The 19,087-nt window shown below is 68.6% G+C and carries 12 protein-coding genes; 4 read left to right on the forward strand and 8 right to left on the reverse strand.

Translation table 11 applies throughout. The annotated features are described in order from the left end of the window. Positions 1-39: 39 nt before the first annotated feature. From aguB to DDF67_RS18880, 3 genes are all read right to left on the reverse strand, one after another. Positions 40-921, reverse strand: a complete 882-nt coding sequence (aguB, locus tag DDF67_RS18870; protein WP_109102384.1) for an N-carbamoylputrescine amidase — start codon at positions 919-921, stop codon at positions 40-42. 7 nt (positions 922-928) lie between these two features. Next, positions 929-1,933: an agmatine deiminase family protein gene (locus tag DDF67_RS18875; protein WP_109102385.1), complete on the reverse strand. Its 1,005-nt coding sequence runs from the start codon at positions 1,931-1,933 to the stop codon at positions 929-931. A 143-nt stretch (positions 1,934-2,076) separates the two neighbouring features. Then, positions 2,077-4,518, reverse strand: coding sequence for a TonB-dependent receptor (locus tag DDF67_RS18880; protein WP_109102386.1), 2,442 nt, complete (start codon positions 4,516-4,518; stop codon positions 2,077-2,079). A gap of 188 nt (positions 4,519-4,706) precedes the next feature. Between DDF67_RS18880 and DDF67_RS18885 the strand changes: the two genes are divergently transcribed. Next, positions 4,707-6,290 (forward strand): ArnT family glycosyltransferase, encoded by a 1,584-nt coding sequence (locus tag DDF67_RS18885; RefSeq protein WP_109102387.1) that lies wholly within the window; start codon positions 4,707-4,709, stop codon positions 6,288-6,290. Positions 6,291-6,378: 88 nt separating this feature from the next. Here the strand turns inward: DDF67_RS18885 and cysS are convergent, their stop codons facing one another. Further along, positions 6,379-7,770, reverse strand: coding sequence for a cysteine--tRNA ligase (cysS, locus tag DDF67_RS18890; protein WP_109102476.1), 1,392 nt, complete (start codon positions 7,768-7,770; stop codon positions 6,379-6,381). 192 nt (positions 7,771-7,962) lie between these two features. Here cysS and folE point away from each other — a divergent pair, with 192 nt between their 5' ends. After that, positions 7,963-8,598, forward strand: a complete 636-nt coding sequence (folE, locus tag DDF67_RS18895) for a GTP cyclohydrolase I FolE (protein WP_109102388.1) — start codon at positions 7,963-7,965, stop codon at positions 8,596-8,598. A gap of 137 nt (positions 8,599-8,735) precedes the next feature. Here folE and DDF67_RS18900 read toward each other — a convergent pair whose 3' ends face one another. After that, the gene (locus DDF67_RS18900) at positions 8,736-9,620 is read right to left on the reverse strand and encodes a DUF817 domain-containing protein (RefSeq protein ID WP_109102389.1); all 885 of its coding nucleotides are present in this window, start codon (positions 9,618-9,620) and stop codon (positions 8,736-8,738) included. 74 nt (positions 9,621-9,694) lie between these two features. Here DDF67_RS18900 and hisI point away from each other — a divergent pair, with 74 nt between their 5' ends. Continuing rightward, positions 9,695-10,117, forward strand: coding sequence for a phosphoribosyl-AMP cyclohydrolase (gene hisI / locus DDF67_RS18905; RefSeq protein ID WP_109102477.1), 423 nt, complete (start codon positions 9,695-9,697; stop codon positions 10,115-10,117). After that, positions 10,104-10,730 (forward strand): LysE family translocator, encoded by a 627-nt coding sequence (locus DDF67_RS18910; RefSeq protein ID WP_109102390.1) that lies wholly within the window; start codon positions 10,104-10,106, stop codon positions 10,728-10,730. The genes hisI and DDF67_RS18910 overlap by 14 nt, the downstream gene beginning before the upstream one ends. Positions 10,731-10,848: 118 nt before the next feature. Here the strand turns inward: DDF67_RS18910 and DDF67_RS18915 are convergent, their stop codons facing one another. From DDF67_RS18915 to DDF67_RS18925, 3 genes are all read right to left on the reverse strand, one after another. Then, positions 10,849-12,552, reverse strand: a complete 1,704-nt coding sequence (locus DDF67_RS18915) for an alkaline phosphatase D family protein (RefSeq protein WP_109102391.1) — start codon at positions 12,550-12,552, stop codon at positions 10,849-10,851. A 216-nt stretch (positions 12,553-12,768) separates the two neighbouring features. Continuing rightward, positions 12,769-13,938, reverse strand: coding sequence for a DUF418 domain-containing protein (locus tag DDF67_RS18920; RefSeq protein ID WP_109102392.1), 1,170 nt, complete (start codon positions 13,936-13,938; stop codon positions 12,769-12,771). Positions 13,939-14,150: 212 nt separating this feature from the next. Next, positions 14,151-18,977 (reverse strand): NAD-glutamate dehydrogenase, encoded by a 4,827-nt coding sequence (locus tag DDF67_RS18925; protein ID WP_109102393.1) that lies wholly within the window; start codon positions 18,975-18,977, stop codon positions 14,151-14,153. Positions 18,978-19,087 lie beyond the last annotated feature (110 nt).

Genomic DNA, 19,087 nt, shown 5'->3' on the forward strand with positions numbered 1-19,087 from the left:
TTTCCCCCGCCCTTTCCGTTGTCGTGCTGACCGCCGGTCTCACGCCGTCGGGCGCGGGCCAGCCAGGCTGGTGTAGAGGTCCGGGCGGCGGTCGCGGAAGAAGCCCCAGGCGGCGCGGTGGGTGGTCAGGTAGTCGAGGTCGAAGGTCCCGCTGACGAGGCCCTCTTCGCTGGTTCCCAGTTCGCTGACCAGGTCGCCGCGATGGTCGGCCACGAAGGACGAGCCGTAGAAGGTCTGGCCGCCGTTGGGATAGTTCTCCCACGGCTCGAAGCCGATGCGGTTGGCGCCGATCACCGGGATCACGTTGCTGACCGCGTGGCCCTGCATCGCCCGCTGCCAGGGCAGGGTGGTGATCAGGCTGGGGTCATGCGGCTCGCTGCCGATGGCCGTGGGGTAGAACAGGGCCTCGGCGCCCATCAGGGCCATGGCCCGGGCGCATTCGGGGTACCACTGGTCCCAGCAGATGCCCACGCCGATGCGGCCGAAACGCGTGTCCCAGACCTTGAAGCCGGTGTCGCCCGGACGGAAGTAGTACTTTTCCTGGTAGCCGGGGCCGTCGGGGATGTGGCTCTTGCGGTAGAGGCCCAGCATCGAGCCGTCGGCGTCGGCCATCACCAGGCTGTTGAAGTAGTGCGGGCCCTCGCGCTCGAAGATCGAGATCGGGATGACCACGCCCAGCTCGCCGGCCAGGGGGGCGATGGCTTTCACCACCGGGTGCTCGCGCCACGGATGCGCCTGCGCGAACCAGCGCTCTTCCTGGGTGACGCAGAAGTAGGGTCCCTGGAACAGCTCCGACGGCAGGATCACCTGCGCGCCGCCGGCGGCGGCCTCGCGGATGAAGGCTTCCGTCTTCTTGATGTTGGCTTCCAGGTCCAGGCCGTAGGAGGTCTGGATGGCGGCGACGCTGAGCGTACGGGTCATGCGGACTTTACTCCTCGGGTTCTTGCTGGCTGATGCAGTGGAACGAGCCGCCGCCGGTCAGGATCGCGATCGAGGGCAGGCCTATGACCTGGCGCTCGGGGAACAGGCCCCTGATCACCTCGACGGCGAAGGCGCCCGACTCCTCGGCGTAGATCGGCACGATCACCGCCTCGTTGGCGATCAGGAAGTTCATGTGCGAGGCCGGGATCGGCTCGCCGTCCTCGTCGAGGATGCGGCCCGGCGAGGGAATGCGCACGACCTGCAGCGGCGAGCCGCGGCTGTCGGTCATCGAGCCCAGCAGGCGGGCGGTCTCGGCATAGACCTCGGCGTTGGGATCATCGGCGCCGAAGGCCATCGGGCAGGCGACGACCCCCGGGGCGACGAAGCGGGCCAGGTTGTCGACGTGGCCGTCAGTATGGTCGTTGAGCAGGCCGTCGCCCAGCCACAGCACCTTCCTGACGCCCATCGAGGCGGCGAAGGCGGCGGTGATCGCGGCTTCGTCCATGCCTGGGTTGCGGTTGTCGTTCAGCACGCACTGGCGGGTGGTCAGCACCGTGCCCAGGCCGTCGTGGTCGAGCGAGCCGCCTTCGAGCACGAAGTCGTTGCGGACCAGCGGCGCGCCCGAGGCGGCGGCGATCTGCTCGGCGACAATGTCGTCGCCCTCCATCTCGTACTTGCCGCCCCAGCCGTTGAACTTGAAGCCGGCCGCCGAGGCGCCCTTGTCGGTGGCGGTGAAGATCGGGCCGGTGTCGCGCAGCCAAATGTCGCCGAACTGGCCGCGGACGATCTCGACGGTCGTGTCCGACAGCAGGGCGCGGGCGGCGGCCTCGGCCTCGTCGCCCACGACCATCAGGCGCACACGCTCGCCGCCCGGGCCGGCCAGGGCGCGGGCGAGGTCGGCGACCTCCTTCTGGGCCGGCTCGAGGTCTTCCTTCCAATGCTCGCCATGGCTCGGGAAGCCCAGCCACATGGCGCGGTGCGGAGCCCACTCGGCGGGAACGGTGAGGGTCATTTTCGAAACCTGGTCAAAACGAGGGGCGCAGATGGCCCCGGATGGCCCGGGGGTCAAGCGCGCGTTCTAGCAAATTGGTGCGACAAAAGAAAAAGGGCGGCTCCGAAGAGCCGCCCTTCCCCATCTTACGTGTCCAAGTTCGATTAGAACTTGGCGTGCAGGGTGACCATGACGGTGCGCGGGTAGCCCGGCTGACCGGTGCCGGTGCCCGACGGGTTCACCGACAGGTCGCCGAGGTACTTCTCGTCCGACAGGTTCTTGACGTTCAGCTGGATGTACGAGCCCTTCGCGCCGAACTGGTCGAGCGTGTAGCGCGCGTCCAGGTCCAGCAGAGCGTAGCTCGGCACCTTTTCGGTGTTGGTCAGGTTGGTCCAGCGCTCGCCGACGTACTTGGCCTGGACGCCGACGCTGAAGGCCTCGGTGATGTCCCAGTCGACGCGCATGCCGCCCTGGTACTTCGGGGTTTCGTACAGTTCCTTGCCCTTGGTCGGCAGGGTGGTGCCGGCCGAGGTGCCCGGGATGTTCGACTGGATCTCGGAGTCGACATACGAGAACGAGGCGTAGAAGCCGAGGTAGTCGACCGGACGAACGCCCAGCTGGGCGTCGAAGCCCTTCAGCACCACGTCGCCGACGTTGACCGAGAAGGCGATGTTGTCCTGCTCGTTGAACGCGCGTTCGATGCGGTTGGTGAAGTCGTTGTAGTACATCGAGGCCGCGAACAGGACCGTCGAGTTCTGGAAGCGGTAGCCGATGTCGTAGACGTTGGCGGTTTCCGGATCCGGATCGGTCATCTTGCGGTCGTACAGGTCGTCAGTACGCGGCGCAGACAGGGTCTGGGCGTAGCTGAAGTAGACCGACTGGGCGCCGGTCAGCTTGTAGCTGGCGCCGAAGTTCGGCAGCACGTCGTCGTACTTGCGGTTGAACTTGCGCGGACGGCCGTACTGGGTCGAACCTTGACCCGGCAGGGTGACCAGGGTCTGGCCATTGCCGTCGTCAGTGCCCGCGACGGCGGTCGGGGCCTGGTTGGTGCAGTAGGCGTTGAACGTGTCGACCTGGTAGCAGAAGTTGTTCAGCTCGCGCTTGAAGAACGGGGCGCGCAGGCCGACGTTCACGAGCAGGGCGTCATCCATGAACTTGCCGCGGTATTCCACCGAGAACTGGTTCAGGGTCGCCACCGAGACGCGGTCGCGACGACGCAGGATGCTGCCGTCCGAGAGCTTGATCGGCTGGCCGTAGCCGTCCTTGCCGCCGAACACGTCGTTCGGGTTCATCTGCAGGTCGAAGGTCGTGTACTGACCGGTCTGACGGTGGTTGGCCGTGTCGAAGGTGTAGGCCGCACGCACGCTCTGGCTGTCCGAGAACTTCCAGATCGCCGACGAGGTCACGCCGTAACGACGGGTGTTGGTGATGTTGGGGCCGTACAGCAGGACGGTGTCGAGCGTGTCGCCGTCGCCGTTCAGGTCCAGGCCGCCGGTCAGGGACGAACCGCGGATGAAGCCGTTGCCGGTGCCGCTGCCGTCTTCACGGAAGAGGGCGCGGCCGCCGCCGTTGGCCAGGGTGTACTGGAAGTACGGGTCGGCCGTGACGATCAGGTTCTCGCCGATGTGGAACAGCGACTGACCGCGGATGTTGCCGGTGTTCGACGGGTTGATGTTGTACTTGTAGCAGGTGCCGGTGTTCAGATCGACCTGAGCGGTGCCGGCGACCGGCGTGGCGCGGTTACAGGCGCCAGCGGCGTTCGTGCCCGAGACCGCGTCGGTGTAGCCGACGCCCGTGCCGGCCTGGAAGGCCGCCAGCGACATGCGGTTGATGAAGTTGTTGCGGTTTTCGTTGTAGTTGGCGATCAGGCTGACGAAGTCGCCGTTGTCGCCGATCGGCTGATAGATGCGGGCGTTGAACTGCTTCTTGTGGATCTTGCCCGGGCCGTTGAAGATGTCGTTCTTCGACTCCGCGTAGCTGATCCAGGCGCTGGTGCCGAGCGGGCCAATGGCGCCGGTGTCGATAACGCCGAAGAAGCGCTTGAAGTTCTGCTCGCCGCCCTGCAGCTCGATCGTGGCGCCGAAGTCTTCCGAGGGCTTGCGGGTGACGTAGTTGATGGTGCCGCCGGCGGCCGCGGCCGTCGGGCTGTCGACGTCGGTCGTGCCCAGGTTCACGTCAACCTTGGAGATCAGTTCCGAGTCCATCTGCTGGTTCGGGTAGATGGCGTAGTTGCCGCTGTCGTTCAGCGGAATGCCGTCCTGCAGCAGGGCGACGCGCTGGCTGTCGAAGCCGCGGATGTTGATGTCGCCGCCGGCCGAACCGAAGGCGTCGTTGTTGGTGAAGTTCACGCCCGGCATCAGGTTCAGCGAATCCAGGATGGTCTGGCCGGGAACCTGGCGGGAGATGAATTCCTGCGTGATGGTCGAGCGCGACTTCGGAACGGTCTGCGAAACGATCGCGCCGTTCTGGTTGCGGGTGGTGGTCGCGGTGACGACGATGGCTTCGACGGCGTCGGTGCCGGTCGACTGGGCGAAAGCGGCGGTCGACGCCAGCAGGCTGCCGACCAGCGCGGTCGACGCCAGGCAGGCGATTTTTTTCGTGTTCATATCGAAGGATCCCCTCATTCTTTGACGCGAGCCCTAAAGGTGAGCATCAATCCGCATCGTTCCGGGGGTTTAGCGAAACATTTCGAAGGTTTGGTGACGGAAAGGCCACGATCGCCCAGAAACCGCCATAACGACGGTCGTTTGCGGAACGATTGGTCAGATTCCACTTACTTGGCTAAGGAGAGGGCATGACCGTGACCGCCTTGTCCGCCTTGGATTCCGAAGCCCGCGCCTGGCGCCTGACGCTCATCGCGGTCGGCTTGCTGACGATCGTCCGGGTGCTGGCGATTTTTTCCACGCCGCTGGAGCTGTACCCGGACGAAGCCCAGTACTGGCTTTGGTCGCGGACCCTCGACTTCGGCTACTATTCCAAGCCGCCGATGGTGGCCTGGGTGATCTGGCTGACCACCCAGATCGGCGGCGACGCCGAGGCCTGGTTGCGGCTGGGCGCCCCCCTGCTGCACGGGGCCACCGCCCTGGTGCTTTATCGCATCGCCCGCCGCCTCTACGGCGGCTGGACCGGCATGGCGGCCGCGGCGGTCTACGCCCTGATGCCGGGCGTGGCCCTGTCCTCGGCGGTGATCGGCACCGACGCGCCGCTGCTGTTCTTCCTGGCGCTGACGATCTGGGCCTACGTCTCGCTGCCGGCCGCTGAAGCCGGCCGCAAGCGCCTCCTCGTCGCCGCCGGCCTGGGCGCGGCGCTGGGTCTGGCCTTCCTGTCGAAGTACGCGGCGGTCTACGTCCTCTTCAGCATCGGCGCGCACCTGGCTCTTTCCCGCGAGGCCCGCAAGGTGTGGACCTGGCCGATGGCCCTGGCCTTCTTCGGCGTGCTGATCGCCGTCTTCGCGCCCAACCTGATCTGGAACGCCGCCCACAAGTTCGCGACGGTCGAGCATACCGCCGCCAACGCCAACTGGGGGGCCAAGTCGCTGTTCAATCCGCGCGAGCTGGTCGAGTTCATCGGCTCGCAGTTCGGGGTGTTCGGCCCCCTGCCCTTCGGCGTCCTGCTGGGCGGCGGCATCGTGCTGGCGGTGCGCCGCAAGCTTGCGCCCGCCGACGTGCTGCTGCTGTGCTTCGCCCTGCCCCCGCTGCTGACCGTAGCTGGCCAGGCCTTCGTCAGCCGCGCCAACGCCAACTGGGCGGCCGCGGCCTATGTCGCCGGCTCGGTGCTGGCGGCCGGCTGGATGGTGCGCTGGGGCGCGCGCAGGTGGCTGATCGCCGGCCTGGCCGTGCAAGGCGTGTTCGCGGGCCTGTTCCTGGCCTGCCTGACCAACCCGCGGCTGGCCGACGGCATCGGCCTCTCCAACAGCTTCAAGCGGGTGCGCGGCTGGGACCAGACGGTGCAGGCGATCATCGACCGGGCCCGCGAGGAGCAGGCCGGCGTCGGCGTGACCTCGGTGGCCGTCGACGACCGCTTCCTGTTCAACGTGGCGGCCTATTACGGCCGCGACTACTGGGGCACGTTCGGCGCCCCGCCGCTGCGCATCTGGGTGCACGAGGCCCATCCGCAGAACCAGGCCGAGACCGAGGCCCCGCTGACGGCCGAGTACGGACGCCGCGCGCTGGTCGCCAGCCTGGAGGGCGTCTACCGCGCCAAGATCGAGCAGGACTTCAAGGCCCATTCGGGCGACGAGATCGTCCGCGTGCGCCTGGACGCCAAGCGCAACCGCCGCACCGACCTGTTCATCGCCGAGGGCTTCGCGCCCGTGCCGCGCGATCCGAAGACCGGCCTGCCGCCGGATCCGGAGAACGGGGGATCGACGGCGCGATAGGGAGGCCCTCCCCCTCTGGGGGAGGTTCCTAGGGGTCTTCCCCCTCAGTCGCTCCGCGACAGCTCCCCCTTCAGGGGGAGCATCTTGATCAGTCCTTCATCCGCCACGTCGCCCCGGTCGGGCTGTCCATGACCACCACGCCAAGCGCGTCGAGTTCGCCGCGGATGGCGTCGGCGGCGGTCCAGTCCTTGGCGGTGCGGGCCGCGACGCGGCGGGCCAGCAGGTCTTCCACCTGGGCCTTCAGCTCGTCGGAGGCGTCGCCTTCGAACCAGCTGTCGGGGTCGGCCTGCAGGAAGCCCAGGAGGGCGCCGGCCTCGAGCAGGCGCGACTTGTGGATCGCCACCTCGGTCAGGTCGCCGGCGGTGACGGCCTTCTCGATGGCGCTGGACACCTCGAACAGCTTGGCGACGGCGGCCGGGGTGTTGAGGTCGTCGCACAGGGCGTCCATCACCTCCTGCGGGGCCTCGACGGCCTGGTCGGGGACGACGTCCTTGGCGCGGCGCAGGGCGCCGTAGAGACGGTCGAGCGACTTGCGGCTCTGCTCCAGCAATTCCGGCGTCCAGTCCAGCGGCTGGCGGTAGTGAGCGCTCAGCAGGGCCCAGCGCACCACCTCGCCCGGCACGGTCTTGACCAGTTCGTGCGGGATGATGACGTTGCCCAGGCTCTTGGACATTTTCTCGCCGGCCATGTCGAGGAAGCCGTTGTGCATCCAGTAGCGGGCGTAGGTCGGCAGGCCATGGGCGCAGCGGCCCTGGGCCACCTCGTTCTCATGGTGGGGAAACTGCAGGTCGATACCGCCGGCGTGGATGTCGATCGGCAGGCCCAGCTGCTTGTCGATCATCGCCGAGCACTCGATGTGCCAGCCCGGACGCCCCGCGCCCCAGGGGCTTTCCCACTCGGGCTCGTTCTCCTTGGAGGGTTTCCACAGCACGAAGTCGGCCGGGTGGCGCTTGTAGGGCGCGACCTCGACGCGGGCGCCGGCGATCATCTCGTCCAGCGGCCGGCCGGAAAGCTGGCCGTAGTCGGGGAAGCTCTGGGTGTCGAAGAGCACGTGGCCGTCGGCCGCGTAGGCGCTGCCGTTGTCCACCAGCTTGCCGATCATCTCGACGATGGCGCCGATGTGGTCGGTGGCCTTGGGCTCCAGCGTCGGGCGCAGGGCCCCGAGAGCGTCGGCGTCCTGGTGATAGGCCTCAAGATAGCGGTCGGTGATGACCTTGATCTCGACGCCCTCGTCTGCGGCCTTCTTGTTGATCTTGTCGTCGACGTCGGTGACGTTGCGCGCATAGACCACCGCCTCGTCGCCGAACTCGTGGCGCAGCAGGCGGAACAAGACGTCGAAGGCCACCACCGGACGGAAGTTGCCGATGTGGGCGTAGCCGTAGACCGTCGGTCCACAGACATACATCGTCACCCGGTCGCGATCGGCGGGAACGAAGTCGCGCTTCTCGCGCGCCATGGTGTCGTAGAGCCTGATGGTCATGAAAAGTCGGTCGCCTTGACGCAGCGGAAGGGTGTTGTCGGATCGAAAAACCGGACCCATATAGCGGGGTGCGCGCCTTCGAACCATGTCTTTGCGACGTGAAAGACGCGCCTTGAACGGGTGGCACGCGTAATTCCAGGGCGACAGGCGTCCTGGCGCAACTCAGCCCGTGGAAAGAACCCCCTCGACAACATGGACGCACTGACCCGCGAGCGAACCCTGATCGGCACGGATGACGCCGGTCTTGATCTTGAACCCGCCCAGCGCCCCACCCGCGACGAAGCCATGGCCGCCGTGCGGACTCTGCTGGCCTGGGCCGGCGACAATCCCGACCGCGAGGGCCTGCTCGACACGCCCCAGCGCGTGGTCGACGCCTATGGCGAGTGGTTCGCCGGCTACCAGGGCGATCCGGCCAAGGAGCTGTCGCGCACCTTCGAGGACGTGCAGGGCTATGACGACATGGTCATGCTGCGCGGCATCGACGTGCAGAGCCACTGCGAGCACCACATGGCGCCGTTCCTGGGCAAGGCCTGGGTGGCCTACATGCCCACCGGCAAGGTCGTGGGCCTGTCGAAACTGGCGCGCCTCGTGGAAATCTACGCCAAGCGCCTGCAGACCCAGGAAACCATGACCATGCAGGTCGCCGACGCCATCGAGGACCACCTCTCGGCCGCCGGCGTGGCCGTGCTGATCGACGCCGAGCACCAGTGCATGAGCACCCGCGGCGTCCACCATCACGACGTCTCGACCATCACCACCCAGTTCCGCGGCGTGTTCAAGACCGACAAGGTCCTGCAGCAGCGGTTCATGGACCTGGTGCGGAAGTAGGCTGCAAAGATGCCCCCCCTCTGGGGGAGGTGGCCCGTAGGGCTGGAGGGGGGCCGTTTTCAGCTTCCGAGATGCTGGACGGCCTCAGCCCCTTCCCTCTCCGTCGGCTTCGCCGACACCCTTCAGGGAGAGGGTTTCTACGCCGCCGCCCGGATCCCCTCGCGCAGGCGTTCGACGCAGGCGTCGAGCGGGCGGTGGACGAGGCTGACCAGCACGAAGCTGATGGTCATCAGCAGGTACCAGGCGCCCAGCTTCTCGATCGGCACCATGTGCCAGCCCTCGCGCTGGCTGGGATAGATCCAGGCGCCGGCGGCCGTGCCCAGGTTCTCGGCCAGCCAGATGAACAGCGCCACCAGCATCAGGCCCAGCAGCAGCGGCATGCGCCGCGCGACGCGATCGGGCGTGTAGACGATCCAGCAGCGGCCGAACAGCAGCGCCGACAGCACGAACAGGCCCAGCCGCATGTCGGTGACGTAGTGGTGGCTGAAGAAGTTGATGTAGATCAGCACCGCCAGGATATGCGCGCTCCAGAACGGCGGATAGCGCACGAAGGTGAACTCGAAGAGCCGCCAGGCGCGGGCGATGTAGCTGCCGACGCAGGCGTACATGAAGCCGGTGAACAGCGGCACGCCGCCGATCCGCAGGACGCTGTCCTCGGGATAGATCCACGAGCCGTGGGCGGTCTTGAAGATCTCCATGACCGTGCCGACCATGTGGAAGATCAGGATCACCGCCGCCTCGTCCCAGCGTTCGAGCTTGAGCAACAGCAGCAGCGCCTGGATGGCGACCGAGGCGATGACGAGAAAGTCGTAGCGGGCGAGCGCCGCGTCGTGAGGCCAGAACAGGTAGGTGCCGACCAGCAGGGCCAGCATCAGGCCCCCGAACAGGCACGCCCAGGCCTGCTTGAGGCCGAACAGCAGGAACTCGTAGGCCCATGCGTTGGCCTTCGAGCGCTGCGCCCATGGACGCGCCCAGCGGTCCAACGCCGCCACGCCATCCTTGATCCTGGACTTGAGGTCCATCGTCCCTGTCGTTCCGTCCCCCGCCGGTGCGCGGAGGCTAGCCCAAACCGGGGGTGATGCGCCATATGTCATTGATGACCAGCCCGATCTTCCCCGCCGCCCCCGACAAGCAGGCCCTGGAACGGGGCCCGGCTCTCGCCCCGCGCTTCGACGCCAACGGCCTGGTGGCCGCGGTCGCCCAGCATGCCGACACCGGCGAGATCCTGATGCTGGCCTGGATGAACGACGAGGCCCTGAAGCTGACGCTGGACACTGGCGTGGCCCACTATTTCAGCCGCTCGCGCAACGGCCTTTGGAAGAAGGGCGAGACCAGCGGCCAGCTGCAGATCGTCACCCAGGTGCGGATCGACTGCGACCAGGACGCGGTCGTGATCAAGGTGCGGCCGCAGGGCGACGGCGGGGCCTGTCACGTGGGCTTCCGCTCGTGCTTCTATCGCGTCTGGGAGAACGGCCAGCTGGTCGAGCGGGAAGAAGAGCACGTCCATGACCACGCCTGAGGCCCTGCTGGCCTTCACCCTGGCCGCGTCCTTGCTGACCATCACCCCGGGCCTCGACACCGCGCTCGTCCTGCGCAGCGCCGCCACCGAGGGCCCACGCCGGGCGGCTGCCGCGGCTATGGGCATCGGCATGGGCTGCCTGGTCTGGGGGATGGCCGCGGCCTTCGGGGCAGGCGCTCTGCTGACCGCTTCGGAACTGGCCTATACGGCGCTGAAGTGGGCCGGCGCGGCGTATCTGGTCTGGATGGGCGTGAAGATGCTGTGGAAGCCCCGCGACCGCTTCGAGCCGGGCGCGGTGTCGCCCACCGGCGGCGGGCTGGCGGACTCGTTCCGGCGGGGCCTGTTCACCAACCTGCTCAATCCCAAGGTCGGGGTGTTCTACATCTCGTTCCTGCCGCAGTTCGTGCCGGCCGGCGCCAATCCTGGCGTGTTCGGCACGCTGCTGGCGGGGATCCATGTGCTGCTGGGCCTGGCCTGGGCCGGCCTGCTGATCGCCGCCACCGCGCCGCTCGCCGGCCTGCTGCGCGAGGCGGCCGTGGTGCGCTGGCTCGACCGCATCAGCGGCGGGGTGTTCATCGCCTTCGGCCTGCGCCTGGCGTTGGAGCGGCGCTGAACTGCCGTGCGTCCTTCGAGGCTCGGCGCCGCCTCGCACCTAAGGACGAGGAGTTCAGAGCTGCCAGCTCCCCATCCCGAGGCGCCCGCGCAGCGGGCCCCGAAGCACGCAACGCCCCTTACGCTTCGCTGAGCGCCTTCACCCCGCCGCCCTCGGCAGGCGTCACCACGAACGTCTTCAGCACGCTGGTGGTGTAGTCGGTCGACAGGATGGTCGAGACGGCGACCAGCTCGCCGGTGGCCTTGCCCTTCTCCAGGGTCAGCAGGACGAAGCCCTTGGCGCTGGGGTGAGCGTACTTGACCTCGCGATTGCGCTGCACGAAGGCCTCGCCGATCGGCGCGCCCGGCATCAGGTCGCCGTAGCCGGGCGAGGTGATCGAGGTTGCGCCGAACTCAGCGGCCACGCGGCTGGAGCCGGTGTCATCCCACAGCTCGTTGGCCCAGAACATGTGGCTGTCGCCGGCCAGCACGATCGGGGCGGCCTTGCTGGCCTTGAAGATGTCGTAGACCCGCTGGCGATCGACCGGATAGCCGTCCCAGGCGTCGAGATTGGACGGGATGTCGAAGGCCGACATGGCCACGCTCTTGGCCACCCGGCCCCGGGCGTAGTCGGGCAGGGCCGCGACCATGGCGTCGAACTTCCCAGCGCCCATCGTGGCCTTCAGGTTGGGGGCGGCGACGCGGGCCATGACCACCTGGTTGCCCAGCACCTGCCAGGCCGTGCCGGCCTTGACCGAGGCGTCGACCTCGCGGGCCAGCCACTGCTCCTGGCCCTCGCCCATCATCCGGCGCGATGGGTCCTTCCACTTGGCGACGAAGGCCTCGACCTGCGGCTTGCCGTCGGCCGAGAACGCCAGGTCCTTGGCGTAGTCCAACTGCTCAGTGCGGGCGGTGAGGCGCGTCTCGACCATCAGGAGGGTGGCGACATCGCCGAACTGGAAGCGACGCCAGGCGGCCTCCGGCAGGGTTCCGGCCGAGGGCTCGCGGATCGGCATCCACTCGTAATAGGCCTTGAGCGCGGCGGCCTTGCGCGCGGCCCAGTCGCCCTCGCCCTTTTCAGGATCGTGGTTCTCGGCCCCGCCGACCCAGCTGTCATTGGCCGTCTCGTGGTCGTCCCAGACCACGATCCACGGCGCGCGGGCGTGGGCGGCCTGCAGCATCGGATCGGTCTTGTAGATCGCGTGGCGGCGGCGGTAGTCGCTGAGCGAGACGATCTCGTGCGGCGGATCGGGCTGGCGCTGGGCGGCGACCGGCGAGCTCATGCCGTAGTCCTTGGGACCGCCGCCATACTCGTAGATGTAGTCGCCCAGGTGCAGCACCGCGTCGACGCGCGGCAGCCTGGCGATGGCGTCGTAGGCGGTGAAGTAGCCGTTCGGATAGAGCGAGCAGGAGGCGACGGCCAGGACCACGTCCTTCACCGATCCCTGCGGCAGGGTGCGGGTGCGGCCGACGATCCCCTCGCCCACCGGCTTGCCGGCCTTCAGCGGGCGGAAGCGGAAGTGATAGTCCGTGCCCGGTTTCAGGCCCGTCGCATCGACCTTGACCGTCCAGTCGCGGCCGGCGTCGGTGAGCGCCTGGCCCTGGGCGACGATGGTCTTGAAGCCTTCGTCGGTCGCCACGTCCCAGCGCAGGGCGACGGGCGCGCCGGCCCCGTCGGCGGTGATGCGTGTCCACAGGATCACCCGGTCCGAAAGCGGATCGCCCGAAGCCAAGCCGTGGGCGAAGCGGACTTCGCCCTCGAAGGTCTTGGAAGCGGCGGCCGCGACGGGCGTAGCCGCGCCGGAGCCGAGCAGGGCCAGAAGCCCGCGACGATCGATCTTCATGCAACGCACTCCCCGACTGGACGCCCGCGACGTCTTGCGGTGGCGTTAGCGGCGGCCCGCGACAACCTTATGACGCACAGGGTTATTCGGAAAAGAGATCCTCCCCCTCTGGCGGAGGTGGCGCGAAGCGTTGGAGGGGGGGCGCCTTCAGCTGACGAGACGTTGGCGGACACTTCGCTCGGCCGCTCCGCGACAGTTCCCCTTCGGGGGAAGCGTCTACCCGCGCCCCAGCTGCGTCGGCCCGCGATAGAGCCGGCGCCAGACCCACTCCAGCGGCCCCATGGAAAAGCGCTCCAGCCACCAGCGCGACCACAGCACCTGGGCGATCCAGATCGCGACCACGATCAGGGCCAAGGCCGGACGATCGAGGCGGGCGAAAAGGCCAAGACCGCGGCCGCCGTAGAAGATGGCGGTCATCACCAGCGACTGGGCGATATAGTTTGTGAAGGCCATCTGGCCGACGGGCGCCAGGACGGCGGGGATCTTCTTCCAGAAACCGGCCGAACGCGCCGCCAGGGCCATCAAGCCCACATAGGCCAGGGTGGTGAGCGGCGCGGTGACCATCTGCAAGACCTCGGCAAGGCGCAGGTCGCGTTCCTGCATGCCGTTCAGCGCAAAGGCGAAGTAGGGCCAGCCGACCAGGGCGAGGGCGGCCAGGCCGACCGCGATCAGCACCCCGTAGGTCCGGCTGGAGACTGCGCCCGTGAACACGCCTTTCTTGTAGGCGCCCAGGCCGATCATCATAAGGCCGGTCGTAAGCAGGAAGATGATCGGCTCGAAGGGCAGGTTCTCCAGCCGCTCGCGGGCGTTGATCGCCAGGGACGACAGGAAGTCGCCGCGATAGGCGGCGATCGCCGCCGCTCCTCGGGCGGCCTCCTGCACGGCGTCAGCGGCGACGTCGGCGGGCGTGGCGAGGGCCAGCAGGGTCACCAGCGCGAAGGCGGCCCACAGGCCTATCCCCCAGGACAGCAGCCGGCGGGCCGGCCACGAACGGGCCTGGGCCACGGCGAAACCGGCCAGGGCGTAGCTCAGCAGCACGTCGCCCCACCAGATGGCGAAGCCGTGAATGATCCCGAACACCAGGAGCCAGCCGAGGCGGCGGTAGAGCACTCCGCCCCTGCCCTCAGGTCCCTTCTCGCCGCCGACCAGGAACATCGAGATCCCGAACAGCATCGAGAACAGGGTGACGAACTTGCGCTGGAACAGCCACTGGGTGACCAGCCACACCGACATCGTCCCCGGCCCCGTCCCGAACGGCCAGGCGCGCACGCTGTCGCTGAGCTCCATGGGAAACGCAAAGCCCGGCGCGTTGCACAGGAGGATGCCCAGCACCCCCAGCCCCCGCAGGGCGTCGAGCAGGATGATGCGGTCTTTGTCAGCGGCCATCGGGCCCGTTCCCCCCGGAGTTCGGCGGCGATGGTGGCCTGCGTCGCGGGCGGGGGGTAGTCTCTATTCCCTTCCCCCTTGATGGGGGAAGGGTCGGGGGATGGAGGTGTTGCTGACTTGGCCGCGATGCGCCGCGTCCGCCGCCGTGGTCACCCCCGCCCCTGCCCCTCCCCGACAAGGGGAGGGGTGGAGAACGACGAGAGGGATCCGGATTACCCCTGCACCGACAGCTCGCGCAGCGCTGCGTTGGCGATGGTGAGCTTGGCGAAGGTCCAGCCGCCGCCGGCCTGTTCGATGTCTTCCACCGTGCGCTTGGCGGCCTTGACGCGGTCGGCGCGCAGGGCCGCCCAGGAGGCGACCGCCTGCTTGGCCGAGGCCTCGTCGTCGCCGGCCTGGGCGTTGGCCGAGAACTTCAGCACCGCCTGGGTGATGGCGGCCTGCTCGAACAGCAGATCCTCGATCAGGCGACGCACGGCCAGGCGCTCGAAGCTGTCGCCGCCGACGAACTGACCGGCCGCCCAGCGCAGGCGGTCGAAGCCCAGCGCCGCGCCGACCTGGTGATAGAGACGGGCGACGTTCTCGACCGACCAGCTGGACGCATTGCCCAGGTCGACGAGGTCGGCGGCCGTGGTCACCGGCTGCAGGGCGGCGACCGCTTCGGCCAGGGCCTGGGGCGCGCCGTCGGCGACATAGGCCTTGGCGCGCTTGGCCGTGGTCTTCTGCTCGAAGGCCGACAGGATGGCCGGGGTCTTGTCCTTCAGGGCCGCCACCGACGGACCATAGGCCTCGACCAGTTGCTGGACGCTGGACTTGTCGCGGAAGGCCCGGCGGGCCAGCCAGAAGGTCAGGCTGCGCAGGGCGTAGGCCAGGGCCTTGTAGAGGGCGGTCTGGCCCTCGGCGCCGGCCCGGTTGTCCAGGGCCGAGACCTGGTCCCACAGGGCGTCGACGCCCAGGATCTCGCGGGCGGCGGCGAAGCCGACCACCAGGGCCTCGACGTCGCAGCCGGCGGCGGCCCTCAGGCGGCTCGGGAAGGTCGGGCCGCACATGTTGACCATCTGGTTGCCGACCACCGTGGCGATGATCTCGCGCTTCAGGCGGTGCTTCTGCATCGCGTCGGCATAGACGCCCAGCGCCTTGGGGAAGTAGCCGCGCAGGGTGGTCTCGAACCAGGGATCATCCGGCGCGCGCGAGGCGATGATGTCGTCGAACAGATCCAGCTTGCCGTAGGCCAGCAGCACGGCCAGCTCCGGACGCGTCAGGCCCTTCCTGGCCTGGGCGCGGTCGGCCAGGACGGCGGCCTCGGGCAGGCCCTCGACCTTGCGGTCCAGGCGGCCGCGGGCCTCCAGCTCGCTCATGAAGCGGGCGTGGGCCTCCAGCTCCTCGGCGCTGTCGCTTTCGAGCAGCGTCAGGGCCAGGGTCTGGTCGTAGTTGTGCTCCAGCACGTGATGGGCGACGTCGTCGGTCATCGAGGCCAGCAGCGTGTTGCGGTCCGGACGGGTCAGCTCGCCCGAGCGCTCCAGCAGGCCGGTGAGGATCTTGATGTTGACCTCGTGGTCGGAGCTGTCGACGCCGGCGCTGTTGTCGATGGCGTCGGTGTTCGAGTGGCCGCCAGCTTGCGCGAACTCAATGCGGCCCGCTTGGGTGAGGCCGAGGTTCGCGCCCTCGCCCACCACCTTGACGCGCAGGTCGGCGCCGTTGACGCGGATGGCGTCGTTGGCCTTGTCGCCGGCGTCGGCGTTGGTCTCGCCCTTGGCCTTCACATAGGTGCCGATGCCGCCGAGATAGAGCAGCTCGGCGCGCGACTTGAGGATCGCGGTCATCAGCTCGGCCGGCGAGACGCTGGCGGCCTTCAGGTCGAGCATCGCCTGGACCTCGGGCGACAGCGGGATCTCCTTCTGGTTACGCGGCACGATGGCCCCGCCCTTGGAGAGCTTGCTGGCGTCATAGTCGGCCCACGAGGAACGCGGCAGCTTGAACATGCGGTCGCGCTCGGCCCACGAGACGGCCGGATCCGGATCGGGATCGAGGAAGATGTGACGGTGGTCGAAGGCGGCCAAGAGCTTGGTCTGCTTGGACAGCAGCATGCCGTTGCCGAACACGTCGCCCGACATGTCGCCCACGCCGACCACGGTGAAGGGCTCTGCCTGGATATCCTTGCCGAGTTCCCGGAAGTGGCGCTTGACCGCCTCCCAGGCGCCGCGGGCGGTGATGCCCATGACCTTGTGGTCGTAGCCGACCGAACCGCCCGAGGCGAAGGCGTCGCCCAGCCAGAAGCCGTAGGATTCCGCCAGACCGTTGGCGATGTCGGAGAAGGTGGCCGTGCCCTTGTCGGCGGCGACGACCAGGTAGGGATCCTCGCCGTCGTGGGCGACCACCGCCGGCGGGGCGATCACCTGGTTGTCGGCGTCGATGTTGTCGGTGATGTCCAAGAGGCCCGACAGGAAGGTCTTGTAGGCGCGGATGGCCTCGGCCTGGATGGCGTCGCGGTCGCCGCCGCGCGGCAGCTGCTTGGGATAGAAGCCGCCCTTCGAGCCGACCGGCACGATGACCGCGTTCTTGACCTGCTGGGCCTTCACCAGGCCCAGGACCTCGGTGCGGAAGTCGTCGCGGCGGTCGCTCCAGCGCAGGCCGCCGCGGGCGACGGGGCCGAAGCGCAGGTGCACGCCCTCGACGTGCGGGGCCGAGACGTAGATTTCGCGATAGGGCTTGGGCGCGGGCAGGTCGGCCAGTTCGCGCGAGGCGATCTTGAAGCTGATGTGCGGCTTGGCCGCGCCGTCCTCGCCGGACTGGTAGAAGTTGGTGCGCTGGATCGCGCCCACCAGTGCGGCGATGCGGCGCAGCGCGCGGTCGGCGTCCAGGCTTTCGACCGCCTGCAGGGCCTCGGTGATCTTTTCCGCCACGGCCTGCGCCTGCGCCTTGCGGGCGGTCAGGTCGGCGGCGATGGCCGGGTCGAACTTGATGCGGAAGAGATCCAGGATCAGGCGCGCGACGCCCGGATTGTCGGCCAGGGCGGCTTCCTGCACGGCCTGCGACGGATCGAGGCCCGTCTGCTGGCGATAGCGGGCCAGGCCTCGGACCAGCGCGGCCTCGCGCCAGCCGATGCCCAGTTCCAGCACCAGGCGGTTGAAGCCGTCGCTTTCGGCCTTGCCCGTCCAGATGGCGACGAAGGCGGCCTCGAAGGCGCCCTTCACGTCGGCGAACGACAGGTGCTCGCCTTCCTCGTCGCGCAGCACGAACTCGTGCACCCAGGTCGGGGCCCTCAGGCCGTCGATGGTGGGCTTCAGCTTGAAGCCGTCCTCGATAAGGGCCTTCAGGCCCATGTGCTCGAGGATGGGCAGCACGTCGGCCAGCGGCGCGGCCGCGCCCGGACGATAGAGCTTGAAGCGGAAGGTCATGGCGTCGTCGCCGTCGCGGCGGAAGGCCCGCACCCGCACGGCCTCGCCGGCCTTCAGGTCGTCGACCACCGCGATGTCGGCCAGGGCCTCGGGCGCGTCGTACTGGTCGCGATAGCCGGGCGGGAAGGCGCCGGTCCAGCGCGCGAGGGTGTCGACCACCGGACGGGTGGCGCCGCGCTCGCGGACGATGGCTTCGAAGCGGTCGTCCCAGGTGCGGGTGGTCTCGGCGATGGCCGCTTCCAGCGCGGCCAGGTCCGGCTCGGGATGGACGCCCGGCTTGACGCCGAGGATGTAGTGGACACGCGCCAGCGGAGCGTCGGAGAAGCTCGGGTAATAGGCCGAGACGCGGCCCTCGAAGGCCTCGCTCAGCAGGTCGCCGGCGCGCTGGCGCACGCCCGAGTCATAGCGCTCGCGCGGGACGAACAGCAGGGCCGAGATGAAGCGGTCGAACGGGTCGCGGCGGGTGAACAGGCGCACGCGCGGGCGGTCGTAGAGGTGCAGCACGCCCAGGGCCATGGAGAGCAGGTCGCCCTCCTCGATCTGGAACAGCTCGTCGCGCGGCCAGGTCTCGAGGATGTTGCGCAGGCGCTTGCCGTTGTGGCTGTCGGGATCCTTGCCGGCCTGGCCGAGCACGTGCTCGACCTTGCGGCGGATCAGCGGCACCTCGTGGGCGGGGGTCTCATAGGCCTCGGCGGTGAACAGGCCGACGAACCGGACCTCGCCCGAGGGCTTGCCGTCGGCGCCGTAGCGGCGCACGCCGACATAGTCCATGTAGCCGCGGCGATGGACGCGCGAGCGCAGGTTCGACTTGGCCACGACCAGCGGGGCGCCCAGCAGCAAGTGGTCGCGCACCTGCGGCGACAGGATCGCCGGCTCGCTTTCGCGGCGCAGGACGGTGCGGGTCTGGTCGCGCAGCACGCCCAGGCTGCCTTCCGGCTGGTACAGGGGCTCTTCGGCGGCATAGCCGCCGTCGGCGGTGCGGGGATATTCGTAGACCCGCGCGCCCAGGAACACGAAGTGGTCGCCTTCCAGCCAGTCGAGGAAGTCCAGGCCTTCGGCCCGCTCTTCGGCCGGAATCTCGACCTGGGCGCCGCGCAGCTCGTCGATCGTGCGGCGCATCAGGGCGCGCATGGCGTCGAAGTCGTCGACGGCGCGATGGACGTCGGCCAGGGCGTCGCGGACGGCGGTCAGCAGGGCCGCCTCGCGGTCGGCGCCGACCGGCTCCAGCCACACCTGGATCAGCGAGCGGCGCTGGCCGGCCAGCTCGACCATCGGGTGGAACATGGCCCGCACCGAGAAGCCGGTCTCGGCGATGGCGCCCATGATCGAATCGACGAGGAAGGGACGGTCGGGCTGGACGATCTCGAGCACGTCGCCGCCCTGGGCGGCGCGCACGCGCAGGGCCAGGGGTTCGTCGGCGGAGGCCTCGGCGAAACGGTAGAGGGCGGCGAGCTCCGCGGCCACGTCTCCAGCCTGCAGGCCGGGCAGCTCCTCGGCCGACCAGTCTTCCGCGGCCAGGGCCGCGAACTGGGCCTGGACAGGGGTGAGCGCACCGCCGAAAGCCGTTTCCAGAGCCGCGCTCAGGGCCGTGCCCTGGGCGCTGGACGCCTGTTGGTTCGCCTTGCGGTCAATCTCGCCGACCATGGGTTTTTCCTCGCGAATTTTTGGCGACAACCTAGCCCTTTCCCACGCGCATTCAACCGACACGCCTGAGAACCGAACAATATTTTGCCTAAACTGCCAAATTCCGAAGG

The organism is Caulobacter endophyticus (assembly GCF_003116815.1).
In the GTDB taxonomy this organism is placed as follows: Bacteria; Pseudomonadota; Alphaproteobacteria; order Caulobacterales; family Caulobacteraceae; genus Caulobacter; species Caulobacter endophyticus.